This is a genomic window from Arthrobacter sp. 05T442, from assembly GCF_056395945.1.
In genome coordinates, this window is the sequence record NZ_JBFTKM010000001.1 from 119875 (window position 1) to 134107 (window position 14233).

A 14233-nucleotide genomic window follows, 5' to 3' on the forward strand; every position below is an offset into this window, starting at 1 on the left:
GCTCGGTAGACTGGTGGGGTGAATGCAGAAACCCCAACGGCGGAGTCCCCGGTACCGCCGGCCGCCAAGCGCCGGCCGCGTCCGGAAAAGAAAGTGGAAATCACCGACCCGAAGGCAATCCGGGCCCTGGCCCACGCCGCGCGGCTGGAAGTCATTTCCGAGCTGTATTCCACCCAGGTGAGCCGCACGGCCACCGAGCTCGCTGCCCAGACCGGCCTGACGCCCAGCGCGATGAGCTATCACCTGCGTGCCCTGCAGAAGTGGGGCATCGTGGTGCCGGCCGCCACCGCCGGCGACGCCCGTGAACGGCGCTGGCAGGCCGCCGGCACCGACTTCAGCATCAACTCCGGCGGGGGAGTGGCCAGCCCTGAGTTCGCTGTCCTGGACCTGGAACTGGATGCCTACCGCCGCCGGGTCAACGCCTACGCCAGGGTCCGGGACGGGCGGCGCCAGCGCGGCGAGCCCGCGGATGGCCCCTCCTCCGTGGTGCTGGCCAGCAACCTGCTGTACCTGACGCCGGCCCAGCGGGCGGAGCTGAACAACAGGCTCTTCGACCTCCTCAAGGATTACGAGCTCGAGGACCCGGACCACATTCCGGAGGGCACCCAGCGGATGGCGACCATGTGGTCGATGATTCCGGATGACCGCGGACCCGCCACCGCGAAAGGCCCCGCGGACACCGCGGGGAGCCCCGCCGGCACTCGCTGAAACAGGCCGTCACGACGTCGGGAGGGGCCTGTTCATGACGCGCGGAAGTCGCGTCGGGGAGCCCCGCTTTTCCACACGGATGCGCGGGATCCCGCAAAATATGGTGAACTAGGCGGGTATGGGCGCATCTGCCCGAGCCACCTTTTTCTGTAGGAGCACCGTGCCAAGCAAGGCCAAAACCGGCAAGAAACTCGTGATCGTAGAGTCTCCAGCCAAGAGCAAGACCATCGCCAAGTACCTCGGCGAGGGCTTCATTGTGGAGGCCTCCATCGGTCACATCCGGGACCTCCCGCAGCCCTCGGAACTGCCCGCGGATCTGAAGAAGACCTCGGTGGGCAAGTTCGCCGTCGATATTGAAAACGACTTCAAGCCCTATTACGTGGTGTCGCCGGACAAGAAGAAGAAGGTGACCGAGCTCAAGGCTGCGCTCAAGGATGCCGACGCCCTCTATCTCGCAACTGATGGGGACCGCGAGGGCGAGGCCATCGCGTGGCACCTGCTGGAAGTGCTCAAGCCCAAGGTCCCGGTCTACCGGATGACGTTCGGTGAAATCACCAAGGAAGCCATCCACCGCGCCATGGACAACCTGCGCGATGTGGACCAGGACCTGGTCGACGCACAGGAAACCCGCCGCGTGCTGGACCGGCTTTACGGCTATGAGATTTCCCCGGTGCTGTGGCGCAAGGTGGCGCGCGGCCTGTCCGCCGGCCGTGTGCAGTCCGTGGTGACCCGCATGGTGGTGGACCGGGAACGTGAGCGCATGGCGTTCAAGGCCGCCTCCTACTGGGACCTGACCGGCCAGTTCGGCGCAGGCTCGGCGTCCTTCAAGGCGAAACTCGCCTCCGTTGACGGCGCCAAGGTCGCCAGCGGCCGGGACTTCAACGACAGCGGCGAGCTCACCTCCCGCACCGTCATACACCTGAACGAGGAACTCGCCACGTCCCTCGCCGCGGGCCTGCAGGGCGCCGATTTCCGTGTCCGGTCCGTCGACACCAAGCCCTACACCCGCCGTCCGGCTGCGCCGTTCACCACCTCCACCCTGCAGCAGGAGGCCGGCCGCAAGCTGCGCTTCTCCTCGAAGAGCACCATGCAGGTGGCCCAGCGCCTCTACGAAAACGGCTACATCACCTATATGCGTACGGACTCGTCCGCGCTGAGCAACGAGGCCGTCACGGCTGCCCGGCGCCAGGCATCCGAGCTGTACGGCCCGGAGTACGTGCCGGCCTCACCGCGCGTCTACAGCGGCAAGGCAGCCAACGCGCAGGAGGCCCACGAGGCCGTCCGCCCCGCCGGTGACTCCTTCCGCACCCCGGCGCAGGTGGCCAAACAGCTCTCCGGCGACGAATTCCGGCTCTACGAGCTCATCTGGAAGCGCACGGTCGCCTCCCAGATGGCCGACGCCAAGGGCTCCACCGCCACGATCCGCCTCGGCGCTGTGACTGCGGGTCCGGGCGAGAGCCGCGACGCCGAATTCTCCGCCTCCGGCACCGTCATCACCTTCCCCGGCTTCCTGGCCGCCTATGAAGAGGGCAAGGACGAAAGCCGCGGGGACGATGACTCCGAGGAAGCACGCCGGCTGCCGAACGTGGCCAAGGACGACGCCCTGACCGCCTCCGAGATCGTCGCCGTCGGGCACGAGACGTCCCCGCCGCCGCGTTTCACGGAAGCCTCGCTGACGGCGGAACTGGAAAAGAAGGGCATCGGGCGCCCGTCGACCTATGCCTCCACCATCTCCACCATCCAGGACCGCGGCTACGTCCGGAAACAGGGGTCAGCACTGGTCCCCAGCTGGATCGCCTTCTCCGTGATCCGGCTGCTGGAACAGCACTTCCACGACTACGTGGACTACGAGTTCACCGCCGACATGGAAGCCGACCTGGACAAGATCGCCAACGGCCAGGCCGAGGGTCCCGCCTGGTTGAAGCACTTCTACTACGGCGAAGACTCCGCCCCGGGGCTCCTGAGCATTGTCAACAACCTCGGTGAAATCGACGCCCGGGAAATCAACTCCATCCCGATCACCGAGGGCATCACCCTGCGGGTCGGAAAGTTCGGGCCGTATCTGGAAAGCTCCGTCCCGACCATTGACCCCAAGACCGGCGAAGTCGTCGAGGCTGCGCGCGCCAACGTCCCCGAGGACCTGGCCCCGGACGAACTCACGGCGTCCAAAGCTGTCGAGCTGATGGAGACCGCGGCACCGGAGGAACGCGTGCTCGGCGCAGATCCGCACACCGGTCACACAGTGGTCGCCAAGAACGGCCGCTACGGCGCCTACGTCACTGAGATCATCCCCGAGATGACCGAGGAACAGCTCGCCAACCAGCCGGTGGAGTACTACAAGAACGGCAAGCCCAAACCGCCGAAGAAGCCCGTCAAGGCCAAACCGCGCACCGGGTCCCTGTTCGCCTCCATGAGCGTGGACAGCGTCACCCTGGACGAGGCCCTGCAGCTCATGAGCCTTCCCCGGGTCCTCGGCCAGGACGCCGAGGGCAACCCGATCACGGTCCAGAACGGCCGCTTCGGTCCGTACCTGAAGAAGGGGACGGACTCCCGGTCCATCGGTTCGGAGGAGGAAATCTTCACGATCACGCTGGAGCAGGCGCTGGAGATCTACTCGCAGCCCAAGCAGCGCGGCGCCCGTGCCGCCGTACCGCCGCTGGCCGAATTCGGACCGGATCCAGTCTCGGAGAAGAACATCGTCGTGAAGGAAGGCCGTTTTGGCCCGTACATCACCGACGGGGTCACTAACATCACCGTGCCGCGCAGCACCGCGCTGGAGGAGCTGACGCGGGAACGCGCCGTCGAACTCCTCGCGGAAAAGCGCGCCAAGGGACCGGTCAAGCGCACGACGACGGCGCGCAAGGCGCCGGCCCGCAAGGCCGCCGCCAAGTAGTTGCGGCCCAGTGCTCCGAGGTCGCCGGAAACGTGCGGAGTCGCCGGAAACTTCCGGCGACCCCGTGGCTTTCCGGCGATTTCGCGTTTGCGGACCGGCCCGGGACGTGATCGAGTAGGACCATGACTGAACAGCCCGAGCACTTGGATCCCCAGCCGCTGAACGACCTCGAGGAAAAGCTTTCCCGCGGAGAGCAGCCGGACGCCAACCCGGTGGACGTCATCCTCGCGTTCCTCAACAACGAGGTCTACATCGTCAGCTCCGAAGGCCTCGAAGGTCCCGATTCCCAGGTCGAGCCGCTGGTGCTCGCCAACTCCTCGGGCCAGCCGGTCCTGGCCGTGTTCTCGCACCCGAGCCGCGTCGCCGAGCAGTACCTGGCCGCCGCTCCCAACGTGCTGGGAACCCAGGGCGCTGCCATCCTCGGGAACCTCGGGGACGATCTCGGCATGGTGATCAACCCGGGTGCTGCGTTCGGCTTCGAGATCGATCCCGAAGGCGTCGCCAACATCCGTCGCGACTTCAAGCCCGCTGACGATGCCGACGATGTCGAAGCGGACAGCAACCCCGCCTGACGCCACGGTGTGTCAATGACGGCTGCCCGCAGAAGTCGGGCGGCCGTCGCAGTTAGGCCGGCCGCTTGCGCTGGGGCAATAATGGCAGCATGCGTCTAGGCGTCCTCGACATCGGCTCCAATACCGTCCACCTCCTGCTGGTCGACGCCCATCCCGGCGCCCGCCCGGTTCCTTTCGCGGCCCACAAACGCCCCCTCTCGCTCGTGCAGTTCCTCGACGGTGCCGGCAACATCAGCGACGCCGGACAGCGTGAGCTGATCGAATTCGTCCTCGAAGCGTGGGAATTCGCGGCCAAGCACAAGGCGGACGACCTCCTGGCTTTCTGTACCTCGGCCATCCGCGAGGCCACCAACGGCCCCGCAGTGCTGGCCCGGGTGAAGCATGAAACCACCGTCACCCTCCGGGAACTCACCGGCAGCGAGGAAGCGTCGATGACGTTCTTCGCCGTCCGGCGCTGGTACGGCTGGGGCGCCGGGCCCATCCTGAACCTCGACATTGGCGGCGGTTCCTTCGAGATGGCCTTCGGGCAGGACGAACTCCCCGAGCTCGCGATGTCCGTCCCGCTCGGTGCCAGCCGGCTGACCCGGGACTGGCTGCCGGAGGATCCGCCCTCGGCCAAAAGCGTCAAAGAGTTGCGCCGCCACATCCGCGCGACGCTCAAGCCCGCCGTGCGCAGCTTCGAGAAGCTGGGCAGGGCAAACCTTGTGGCGGGCACGTCCAAGACCTTCCGGTCCCTGGCCAGGATCGCCGGCGCAGCGCCCAGCGCCGCGGGGCCCTACGTCAAGCGGGAGCTGTTCTCCGCGGACCTGGGGTTGTGGGCGCAACGGATCTCGGCCATGGAGATCGAGGACAGGCTTCACCTGCCCGCCGTCTCTGAGGCCCGTGCGCCCCAGCTTCTGGCCGGGGCGCTGGTGGCCGAAGCGGCCCTGGAGATGTTCGAGTCCCCGAACATGGAAATCTGCCCGTGGGCGCTGCGCGAGGGACTCATCCTCCGCCGCCTGGACCAGTTGGTCTTCGACGGCCCGCTGGAGCCTGCACCCCATGTGACCCAGTCGCCTCCGCCGGAGCTGCAGTCGCCCGTCGCCGAAATCTCGAGCCGATAGGCTTCCGGTGAATGCGAGTGTCGATCCGACAGGTGCCGCATTCGTGAAGCAGCTGAGAGGCCGGCATGGTGCCGGCGGAACCGACAAGGAGGCACACAAGATGTCCCAGTACCTGCTCAGCATTTACCAGCCTGACGGACCGGCCCCGTCCCCGGAGTTCCTCGCACCGATCATGCGCGACCTTGAAGCTTTGAACCGTGAGATGAGGGCTGCCGGGGCCTGGGTCTTCGCAGCCGGGGTCGACCCGGCGCAAACCGCCACCGTGCTGCGGCCCCAGGGCGAGGAAGTCCTCATCAATGACGGGCCGTTCACCGGAGGAAACGACCATCTCGGCGGCTTCACGGTGATCGAAGCCCAGGACCGGGACATGGCGCTTGGCTGGGCGCGGAAGCTGGCACGTACCACAACCCTTCCCGTCGAAGTGCGCCCCCTCCAGCCCTAGCCGCGGGAAGCCTTAAACGAGAAACGCCGGGCGGTTACAGCAGGACTTGGGGGAACTCTGCTGCGACCGTCCGGCGCACCGCCGATCCCGGGGGACCGGCTATCATCACTCGCACCTGTTGAGGCACCTACAAAGCTAGCGGTGTTTCTTGGGCGTACCGGAAGATTTCCCTGTGCGTCGGCTGGCAGTTCGGAACGCCAACTGCCGGGCCCCCATGCGTTCGCCAGACAGGCGCCGTTAAATGACGAAGCACCGGCTCTCCGCCGCGGGAAAATGGGAAAACCCGCTGCAGATCGCCGGTGCCGGGCAGACATCCGCATGCCTGCCGCATCACTCGCACCCTCAATGAGGTACTTCCAACGTAACGGCCGAGATTGGGAGCAGACTGCGCTGAAGATGGGAACTGGCTGTGAATCGCGCCGGACTGCAATGATGGGGGCATGAGCAACCGAATCGCATTCCTGGGCTGTGGGTCAATGAACGAGGCAATCCTGGCCGGATTGATCGACGGCGGAACCGATCCCGCCGACATCGTCGCAACGGTCCGCCGCGCCGAGCGGGCCGCCGAGCTTGCCGAGCGGCATCACGGCATCACGGCGATCGCGGGCGAAGAAGAGCCGGACAACAACAAACAGGCCGCCACCGGCTCCGCCGTCGTGATTCTGGGCGTCAAGCCCGTGGGCGTTGCGGATCTGGCACGGGAGATCAGTGGTGCGCTGTCGCCGGACACGATCGTCATCAGTGTAGCCGCGGCGGTTTCGCTCGGGCAGCTTGAGGCGGCCCTGCCGGCCGGACAGCCGGTCATCCGCACCATGCCGAACACTCCGGCGCGACTGGGCCGCGGTGTCGTCTCCGTTTCGCCGGGGACCAACTGCTCCGCCCAACAGCTCCAGAAGGCGAAGGACATCCTGTCCGCCGTCGGCACGGTCGTCGAGATTCCCGAAGAGCAGGTGGACGCCCTCTCCGCGATCAGCGGCTCGGGCCCGGCGTACGCCTTCTACCTGGCTGAGGCAATGGCGGCAGCCGGCGTCGAGCTGGGCCTGGACCCGGACCTGTCGCTGCTGCTGGCCCGCGAAACTGTTGCAGGGGCCGGTTTCATGCTGGCGGAGCCTGGCGCGGATCCCGCCGGGCTGCGCAAGGCGGTCACGAGCCCCAACGGAACCACGGAACGAGCCATCGCCACGTTCGACGAGCGCGGACTGCCGTCGATCATTGCCGATGGAGCACGCGCGGCCGCTGCACGCGCGGCGGAGATCACCACACAGCTCGCCTGACCGCGGTCACAGCGGCGCTGCTGGGGACCACGGCCAGGGGGACGGCCCTGGGCGTGGCCAGGGGCACGGTTAGGGGCGGGCGGCGAACCGCTCCAGCAGGTCCACGTGCCCGGAAACAATGAGCATGTCCCGTGAGGAGACCTTGGTCTCCGGCCGGGCGTAGGTGAAGTCCTCGCCCGGGGACTTCACGCCCACAATTGTGACGCCGTACTTGGACCGGACCTTGGATTCGTCCAGCGTGAAGCCGACGGTCTCCCGCGGCGGGTACATCTTGACGATCGCGAAGTCGTCGTCGAACTCGATGAAGTCCAGCATCCGGCCGGAGACCAGGTGCGCGGCCCGGACGCCGGCGTCGGCCTCCGGGTAGATGACGTGGTTGGCGCCGATCCGGGTCAGGATCTTGCCGTGAGAGGGCGTGATGGCCTTGACCCAGAGGTGTTCGATGCCGAGGTCCACGAGGTTGACCGTGATCAGCACGGAGGATTCGATCGAGGTTCCCACGCCCACGACGGCGGAGCTGAACTCCTGCGCGCCGAGCTGGCGTAGGGCATCGATATTGGTGGCGTCGGCCTCCACGACGTGCGTCAGGACGCCGGCCCACTTCTGGACGAGGGCGCGGTCGCGTTCAATTGCGAGCACTTCGCGGCCCTGCTTGACCAGCTGCTCTGCGGTGGACGCGCCGAAGCGGCCCAGCCCGATCACCAGCACCGGTGCGTTGTGGGCGGGGCGGTTGACGGCGCCTGAGGAACTAGCCAATGATTGGTCTCTCTTCCGGGTAGTGGTAAAGCTGGCTGCGCTGGCGCAGGGCCAGCGCAGCGGCAAGGGTGACGGTCCCGACGCGCCCGGCGAACATGAGGACGGCCAGGACGTACACGCCCGACGGCGGCAGTTCAGCACTGAGGTTGGTGCTGAGGCCGACCGTGGCGAAGGCGGAGATGGTTTCAAACAGGACCCGGTCAAGGGACGCCCCGCTGATCTGCAGGAGCAGGAAGGCTGAGACCGAGACAAGCGTGGCGCCGGCAACGATCACCGAGATGGCCACGCGCATGGTGCCCTCCGGGATCGTGCGGCCGTAAATCTTCACGTCGGCGTCACCGCGGGCTTCGGCGGCGATCGCCAGGAACATCACGGCGATGGTGGTCACCTTGATGCCCCCGGCCGTGGATGCCGAGCCGCCGCCCGCGAACATGAGGGCATCGGAGAGCAGCATGGTCGTGGAGTCCATGTGGTTCTGGTCCACGAGGTTGAAGCCGCCCGAACGCAGCATGACGGACGCGAACAGCGAGTGCGTGACCTTGTCGCCCACATCCATGCCGCCGATGGTCCGCAGGTTGTTCCACTCCATCAGTCCCCAGAGCACCGCGCCGGCGGCAAGCAGGATCAGCGAGACCTGGATGGTCAGTTTGGTGTGCAGGTTCCACTTCTTCCACCGCAGACCGTTCTGCTGGAGGACCATGACCACGGGGAAGCCCAGGCTTCCGAGGAACACCCCGATCATGAGCGGGATCAGGATCCACAGATCCGTCTCATAGGGGACGATGCCGTCGGAGTGGGGTGTGAACCCGGCGTTGTTGAACGCCGAAATCGCGTAGAACACGCCATGCCAGAGGGCCTGTCCGAAGCTCTCCCCGAGGGCCAGGAAGCGCGGCACCAGGGTCACGGCCAGCGCGCCCTCGATGGTCACGGACGTGACGATGACGATCCGCAGCAGGGTGCCCACTTCGCCGAGCCGGCCGGCATTGTTCATGGCCTCCTGGGCGATCAGCTTGCCCCGGACGCCGAGCTTCTTGCTGACCATGAGGGCCAGCAACGACGCCAGCGTCAAGGTGCCGAGGCCGCCGACGAAAATGCCGAACAGGATGACGAACTGGCCGAAGAAGGACCAGTGCGCGGCGGTGGAGACCACCGTCAGGCCGGTCACGCAGACGGCCGAGACCGCGGTGAAGAGGGCCTCATGCAACGGTGTGACCTGGCCCGTGGCCGAAGCCAGCGGCAGGGAGAGCAGGGCCGTGAAGATCACGATCACCACACCGAACGTCGTCAGTGCCAGGCGCGCCGGGGAACTGTTGGCAATGTTGTCGATGAAGTCGCGCAGGCGGGTGAAGATCCAGAGGCCATCCCGCTCCGGCATTCCGGGGTGCCAGCTGGCCGGGCTCGTGGACCTCGACTGGCTTTGCGTCATGTGTGGCTTTTCCTCGGTTGAAACTGCTTCCTTCAGTAGTAAACCACTAAACCCCGCGCAATGACGGGGGAGCGCCCCATCACGCTCGGGTAGCCTGTGATTGATGACATTCCTGCCCGGACTCGCTCAGGCCGCGCTGCCGACGACGGTGGTGTGGGATCCCGCCATGACCGCCTACAACTTTGGCCACAGCCACCCGATGGCGCCGGAGCGCATGGAACTGACCGCGCGGCTGGCCGGCAGCCTGGGTTTGTTGGCCCTGGAGCACGTTACGGTGGCCGCTCCGCCGGTGGCCAGCGATGAGGAACTTCAAACGGTCCACAGCGCCGGGTTCGTTGCGGCCGTCCGCCGGGTCAGTGAAGATCCGGGCACCCCCGACGTGGCGCGAGGCCTGGGAACCGAGGACGACCCGGCCTTTGCCGGCATGCACGAGGCCAGCGCACGGCTGGCCGGCGGTTCGCTCCTGGCGGCCGCTGCGATCCTGGACGGCAGCGCGGTCCGCGCCGTGAATTTTGGTGGCGGAATGCACCACGCCGCCCGCGAACGTGCCAGCGGCTTCTGTATTTACAACGACGCCGCCCTGGCGGTCCAGCGGCTGCTCGACGGCGGCGTGCAGCGCGTTGCGTACGTCGACGTCGACGCCCATCACGGCGACGGAACGCAGAGCATTTTTTGGGACGATCCCCGGGTCCTGACCATTTCGCTGCACGAGACGGGCTTGACGCTCTTTCCCGGCACGGGGTTCGCCAACGAGATCGGCGGCCCGAACGCCCTGGGCAGTGCCGTGAACGTGGCGCTCCCGGCCGGCACCGGGGACGCCGGCTGGCTGCGGGCGTTCCATGCGGTGGTGCCGCAGCTCATCGGTGCCTTCGAACCGGAAGTCATCGTCAGCCAGCACGGCTGCGACTCCCACCGGCTGGATCCGCTTACCCACCTCAACATCAGTGTGGACGGCCAGCGTGAGGCGGCCACCGCCGTCGGCAATCTGGCAGCCCGCTACTGCGACAACCGCTGGATTTCCACGGGCGGCGGCGGCTACAACGTTGTCACTGTGGTCCCGCGGTCCTGGAGCCACCTCATCGCCATTGCGGCCGGCCGTCCCGTCCCGCTCCGCACACCGGTTCCCGAGGACTGGCGGAGCTATGTCCGGGAAAAGTACGGCGCCAAGTTCGGTGTGGAGCCCCCGTCCGTCATGGGGGACGACGTCGACCTCTGGTGGCGTTCCTGGGAAGTCGGCTTCGACCCCAACGACGACGTCGACCGCACTGTGATGGCCACCCGCAAGGAAGTCTTTCCCCTCTACGGGCTGGACCCCTGGTTCGACTAGCCGGTGCTGGTCAGGCCCCAACAAATAGTGGATGCCATCCGGCGTATATGTCGCTAGTGTGGATGCCATGGTGACAGACGACGTATTTGCCGTCATTGCTGAGGCAACCCGGCGTGACATTCTGGTATCCCTCCGCAAGGGGGACAAGGCAGTGGGGGAACTGGTCCAGGAGCTTGAGGCAAGCCAGCCCACCATTTCCAAACACCTCAAAGTCCTCCGGGAAGCGGACCTTGTGAGCATGCGTGCCCAGGGCCAGAAGCGCTACTACGCACTGAACCCGAAGCCCCTGGCCGGAATCGCCAGCTGGCTGGAGACGTTCGACGTCGGCTCCGCGGCGACCGCATCAGCCGCGCCAGGGCGCGTGCCACCGACCGTTCCCAAGGCCTCCCCGGACGGCCTTGCCGCAGCGGCCGCCGCGTCACCGGCCGCCGCCGGGTCACTGCAGGCAGCCGCGGCGCTGGCCAGCCGTCCGGCGGGCAGCCCGCTGAGCCCCGCCGTCGTCATCCCGGTGGGCACGGCCGGCGAGGACAAGATGCCGCAGCAGATCGGACGCACGGTGGGGCGCGCCGCCACCAGGGCCGCCGATCTCCTGGCGAACCTGCCCAAGTTCGGCCGCAAGAAGTAACCCAACTAGCTGGCAGCAGGGGCCGTTTTGAGCGCTGAGAACGGCCCCTGCTGCTAGTCAGTTGGGTGGTCGGGCCGGTTACGTGCCGAGGATCCGCACGTGGTCGGGGGTGAGGTCCGCGATCTTGCTGACGCCGAGCAGCGCCATGGTGCGGCGCATGTCCGATTCCAGGATCTGCAGCGCGCGGTCCACGCCCGCCCGGCCGCCGGCCATGAGCCCGTAGAGGTACGCGCGGCCGATCAGCGTGAAGTCCGCGCCCAGCGCCAGCGCCGCGATGATGTCCGCGCCGCTCATGATGCCGGTGTCCAGAATGATCGCCGCGTCGGTGTTGTCCTTGGTGAACGCCTCCTTGACCTCGGGCAGCAGGTGGAACGGGATGGGTGCCCGGTCCAGCTGGCGGCCACCGTGGTTGGACAAGATGATGCCGTCGGCGCCGTGGTCCACCACCTTGCGGGCGTCGTTCACGGTCTGGATGCCCTTGACCACGAGCTTGCCCTTCCAGGTCTCGCGCAGCCAGTCCAGGTCATCGAAGGTCAGGGTGGGGTCGAACATGGAGTTGATCAGGTCCGCGACCGTGCCCGTGTAGCGGGAGAGCGAGGCGAAGGTCAGCGGCTCGTGGGTGAGGAAGTTGAACCACCAAGCCGGGCGGTAGGAGGCATCCAGCACGGTCTTGAGGGTCAGGGCCGGCGGGATGGTCATGCCGTTGCGCACGTCCCGGAGACGGGCGCCCGCGACGGCGGTATCCACCGTGACCATCAGGATGTCGTTTCCGGCTTTTGCTGCGCGCTCGATGAGCTGGAGCGAGCGGTCGCGGTCCGTCCAGAGGTAGAGCTGGAACCAGTTCCGGCCGTCCGGGGCGGCTGCCGCCACATCCTCGATGGACGCCGTGCCCATGGTGGAAAGCGTGTACGGGATGCCGGCGGCCGCGGCGGCCCGGGAACCGGCGTACTCGCCCTCGGACTGCATCATCCGGGTGAAGCCCGTCGGGGCGATCCCCACGGGCAGGCGGGACGGTTTCCCCAGGATGTCGGTGCGCAGGTCCACACTGGAGACATCGCGCAGGATGCCGGGCCGGAACTCGATGTCCAGGAACGCCTGGCGCGCCCGCCGCAAAGTGATCTCGGCTTCGGCCGCGCCGTCGGTGTAGTCGAACGGGGCCTGCGGGGTGCGGCGTTTGGCCATATCGCGCAGGTCCCAGATGGTGCTGGCGCGGCGGAGCCTGGCTGCCCGGCTGAACTCGGGTTTCTTGAACTGCATCAGGGGCGCGAGATCCGAGTACTTGGGGACCCTGCGCCTCAGAGCGGCGGGGACAGCGCGGGGAGCGGCCGGTGCGGAAGCCACAGAAGCGGTTTCCGCTCCGGGCGTTACCTCGGGGTTGCTGGGCTGGACGGTGTGGGTCATGGCGGGCCTCCGGAACGGATCTGGGGATGTGTGGCGGGCGGACATTTCGTCTGGGGTCTAACCACACTGTAGGGGGAGCGGTCCGCCCCGGGGTAGGTTCCGGCCCGGACACGGCCCGGCGGGCCCGGGCACTGCCCGGGCACTGCCGGGGCGCGGCCCGGCGGGCAGTGCGCTCGCGAACCGCCACTTCGGCTCACCGCCGGCTGCCCCGGCGCTGTTGTGTTACGTGGATCAGCCCGGCAAGGTTGCGCTGTCGCCGACGCCGGGGCTATCGTCAAAGCCATGACTAAGCGTTGGTATGCGTATTTTTCGTTGGCTCTGGAGGGGCCCGCGTCTAACTGACACGCATCCAACTTTCCTTCAGAGCCAACAGGGCAGAGATCATTCTCTGCCCTTCGCCATTTCTCCGGCGGGTTCTGATCAGGGCCCGCTCCGCACGTGGAACAGGACCCGAACGTGAGCATCGAAGCAGCCCCCGCAACCCAGCAGTCCACCTCGAATCTGCGCGTCAGCGAATTCACTCCGCTGCCCAGCCCGCAGGACATGATCATGGAACTGCCGCTGGACACCCGCATGGCGGAGGTCATCGGACGCGGCCGGGACGAGGTCCGCGCAATCATGGACGGCGTCGACGACAGGCTCCTCGTGATCGTGGGTCCCTGCTCCATCCATGACCCCAAAGCCGGTCTGGAATACGCCCGCCGGCTGGTCAGCCAGGCCGAGAAGCACCGCGAGGACCTGCTGATCGTCATGCGGACGTACTTCGAGAAGCCGCGGACCACGGTCGGCTGGAAGGGGCTCATCAATGATCCCCGGCTCGACGGCAGCCACGACATCGCCGCGGGCCTGCGCGCCGCCCGCCGGTTCCTGCGCCAGGTCACCGCCCTCGGCCTGCCCGCCGCCACCGAGTTCCTCGAACCCATCAGCCCGCAGTACATGGCGGACCTCGTCTCCTGGGGTGCCATCGGGGCCCGCACGACGGAGAGCCAGATCCACCGGCAGCTGGCATCCGGGCTGTCCATGCCGATCGGCTTCAAGAACGGCACCGACGGCGACCTTCAGGTGGCCCTTGATGCGTGCAGCGCCGCAGCGGCGGCGCAAGCGTTCCTGGGGATCGACGACGACGGCAGGGCCGCGCTCGTGGCCACGGCCGGAAACCCGGACACCCACATCATCCTCCGCGGCGGCCGCAGGGGTCCCAACTACTCTGCACCCGACGTCGAGGCCACCTCGGCCCGACTGGCGGCCAAGCAGCTGAACCCGAGGCTTATCGTGGACGCCAGCCACGCCAACAGCGGCAAGAACCACCACCGCCAGGCCGAAGTAGCCCTCGAAATCGGCGCCCAGCTGGAGAACGGCGGGTCCGCTGCCGGCGCCATCGCCGGCATCATGCTGGAAAGCTTCCTCGTGGGCGGGGCGCAGGACCTGGACGTGGCCCGCCACGCCGCCGGCACGGACGGACTCACCTACGGCCAGAGCGTGACGGATGCGTGCATGGAATGGGACGTGACGGCGTCGGTGATCGGCCAACTGGCGGCATCGGCTCGCACGCGCCGGGCCCGCGGCTGACCGGCCCCGCCAGCGCCGGCCTGGCGGCGCCGGTTAGTCGGCACCGGCCGGTCGCGCCCCGGCCGGCGCCGGATAACCGCCATCGGCCGGTCCGCGGGCAGTGCCGCCCTGTTGCGGCGAAGAGGCCCTCGATAGAC

Annotated in this window: 12 protein-coding genes; 9 read left to right on the top strand and 3 right to left on the bottom strand. The window is 67.4% G+C overall.

From position 1 onward, the window contains the following. Positions 1–18 precede the first annotated feature (18 nt). The 6 genes from AC1DES_RS00555 (at position 19) to proC (ending at position 6992) form a co-directional block, all read left to right on the top strand. The gene (locus tag AC1DES_RS00555) at positions 19–708 is read left to right on the top strand and encodes an ArsR/SmtB family transcription factor (protein ID WP_476893749.1); all 690 of its coding nucleotides are present in this window, start codon (positions 19–21) and stop codon (positions 706–708) included. A gap of 160 nt (positions 709–868) precedes the next feature. Then, positions 869–3601 carry a type I DNA topoisomerase gene (topA, locus tag AC1DES_RS00560; RefSeq protein WP_476893750.1) on the top strand — a complete coding sequence of 911 codons (2733 nt, stop codon included), beginning with the start codon at positions 869–871 and terminating at the stop codon, positions 3599–3601. Between the two features lie 122 nt (positions 3602–3723). Further along, positions 3724–4173 (top strand): SseB family protein, encoded by a 450-nt coding sequence (locus tag AC1DES_RS00565; protein WP_476893751.1) that lies wholly within the window; start codon positions 3724–3726, stop codon positions 4171–4173. An 89-nt stretch (positions 4174–4262) separates the two neighbouring features. Further along, positions 4263–5276, top strand: coding sequence for a Ppx/GppA phosphatase family protein (locus AC1DES_RS00570; protein WP_476893752.1), 1014 nt, complete (start codon positions 4263–4265; stop codon positions 5274–5276). Between the two features lie 43 nt (positions 5277–5319). Next, the gene (locus tag AC1DES_RS00575; RefSeq protein ID WP_476893753.1) at positions 5320–5718 is read left to right on the top strand and encodes a YciI family protein; all 399 of its coding nucleotides are present in this window, start codon (positions 5320–5322) and stop codon (positions 5716–5718) included. Positions 5719–6158: 440 nt separating this feature from the next. Next, the gene (proC, locus tag AC1DES_RS00580; protein WP_476893754.1) at positions 6159–6992 is read left to right on the top strand and encodes a pyrroline-5-carboxylate reductase; all 834 of its coding nucleotides are present in this window, start codon (positions 6159–6161) and stop codon (positions 6990–6992) included. A gap of 69 nt (positions 6993–7061) precedes the next feature. On the opposite strand, the gene AC1DES_RS00585 is transcribed toward proC, so the two are convergent. Both AC1DES_RS00585 and AC1DES_RS00590 read right to left on the bottom strand, forming a co-directional pair. Further along, positions 7062–7700 carry a potassium channel family protein gene (locus AC1DES_RS00585; RefSeq protein ID WP_476894205.1) on the bottom strand — a complete coding sequence of 213 codons (639 nt, stop codon included), beginning with the start codon at positions 7698–7700 and terminating at the stop codon, positions 7062–7064. A 40-nt stretch (positions 7701–7740) separates the two neighbouring features. Further along, the gene (locus AC1DES_RS00590; RefSeq protein WP_476893755.1) at positions 7741–9174 is read right to left on the bottom strand and encodes a TrkH family potassium uptake protein; all 1434 of its coding nucleotides are present in this window, start codon (positions 9172–9174) and stop codon (positions 7741–7743) included. A 103-nt stretch (positions 9175–9277) separates the two neighbouring features. Between AC1DES_RS00590 and AC1DES_RS00595 the strand changes: the two genes are divergently transcribed. Together AC1DES_RS00595 and AC1DES_RS00600 are read left to right on the top strand one after the other, a co-directional pair. Then, entirely contained in the window at positions 9278–10501 is a 1224-nt protein-coding gene (locus AC1DES_RS00595) for an acetoin utilization protein AcuC (RefSeq protein WP_476893756.1), read from the top strand. Between the two features lie 67 nt (positions 10502–10568). Beyond that, positions 10569–11126 (top strand): ArsR/SmtB family transcription factor, encoded by a 558-nt coding sequence (locus AC1DES_RS00600; RefSeq protein ID WP_476893757.1) that lies wholly within the window; start codon positions 10569–10571, stop codon positions 11124–11126. A 78-nt stretch (positions 11127–11204) separates the two neighbouring features. Here the strand turns inward: AC1DES_RS00600 and AC1DES_RS00605 are convergent, their stop codons facing one another. Further along, positions 11205–12527 (bottom strand): alpha-hydroxy acid oxidase, encoded by a 1323-nt coding sequence (locus tag AC1DES_RS00605; RefSeq protein WP_476893758.1) that lies wholly within the window; start codon positions 12525–12527, stop codon positions 11205–11207. A 456-nt stretch (positions 12528–12983) separates the two neighbouring features. Between AC1DES_RS00605 and AC1DES_RS00610 the strand changes: the two genes are divergently transcribed. Continuing rightward, positions 12984–14096, top strand: a complete 1113-nt coding sequence (locus AC1DES_RS00610) for a 3-deoxy-7-phosphoheptulonate synthase (RefSeq protein WP_476893759.1) — start codon at positions 12984–12986, stop codon at positions 14094–14096. The last annotated feature ends 137 nt before the right edge of the window (positions 14097–14233 follow it).

Bases quoted from the DNA above. Each gene is read 5' to 3' on its own strand.
- AC1DES_RS00565 (WP_476893751.1), top strand. From the start codon at position 3,724: ATGACTGAACAGCCCGAGCACTTGGATCCCCAGCCGCTGAACGACCTC.
- AC1DES_RS00570 (WP_476893752.1), top strand. From the start codon at position 4,263: ATGCGTCTAGGCGTCCTCGACATCGGCTCCAATACCGTCCACCTCCTG.
- proC (WP_476893754.1), top strand. From the start codon at position 6,159: ATGAGCAACCGAATCGCATTCCTGGGCTGTGGGTCAATGAACGAGGCA.
- AC1DES_RS00590 (WP_476893755.1), bottom strand. From the start codon at position 9,174: ATGACGCAAAGCCAGTCGAGGTCCACGAGCCCGGCCAGCTGGCACCCC.
- AC1DES_RS00595 (WP_476893756.1), top strand. From the start codon at position 9,278: ATGACATTCCTGCCCGGACTCGCTCAGGCCGCGCTGCCGACGACGGTG.
- AC1DES_RS00600 (WP_476893757.1), top strand. From the start codon at position 10,569: ATGGTGACAGACGACGTATTTGCCGTCATTGCTGAGGCAACCCGGCGT.
- AC1DES_RS00605 (WP_476893758.1), bottom strand. From the start codon at position 12,527: ATGACCCACACCGTCCAGCCCAGCAACCCCGAGGTAACGCCCGGAGCG.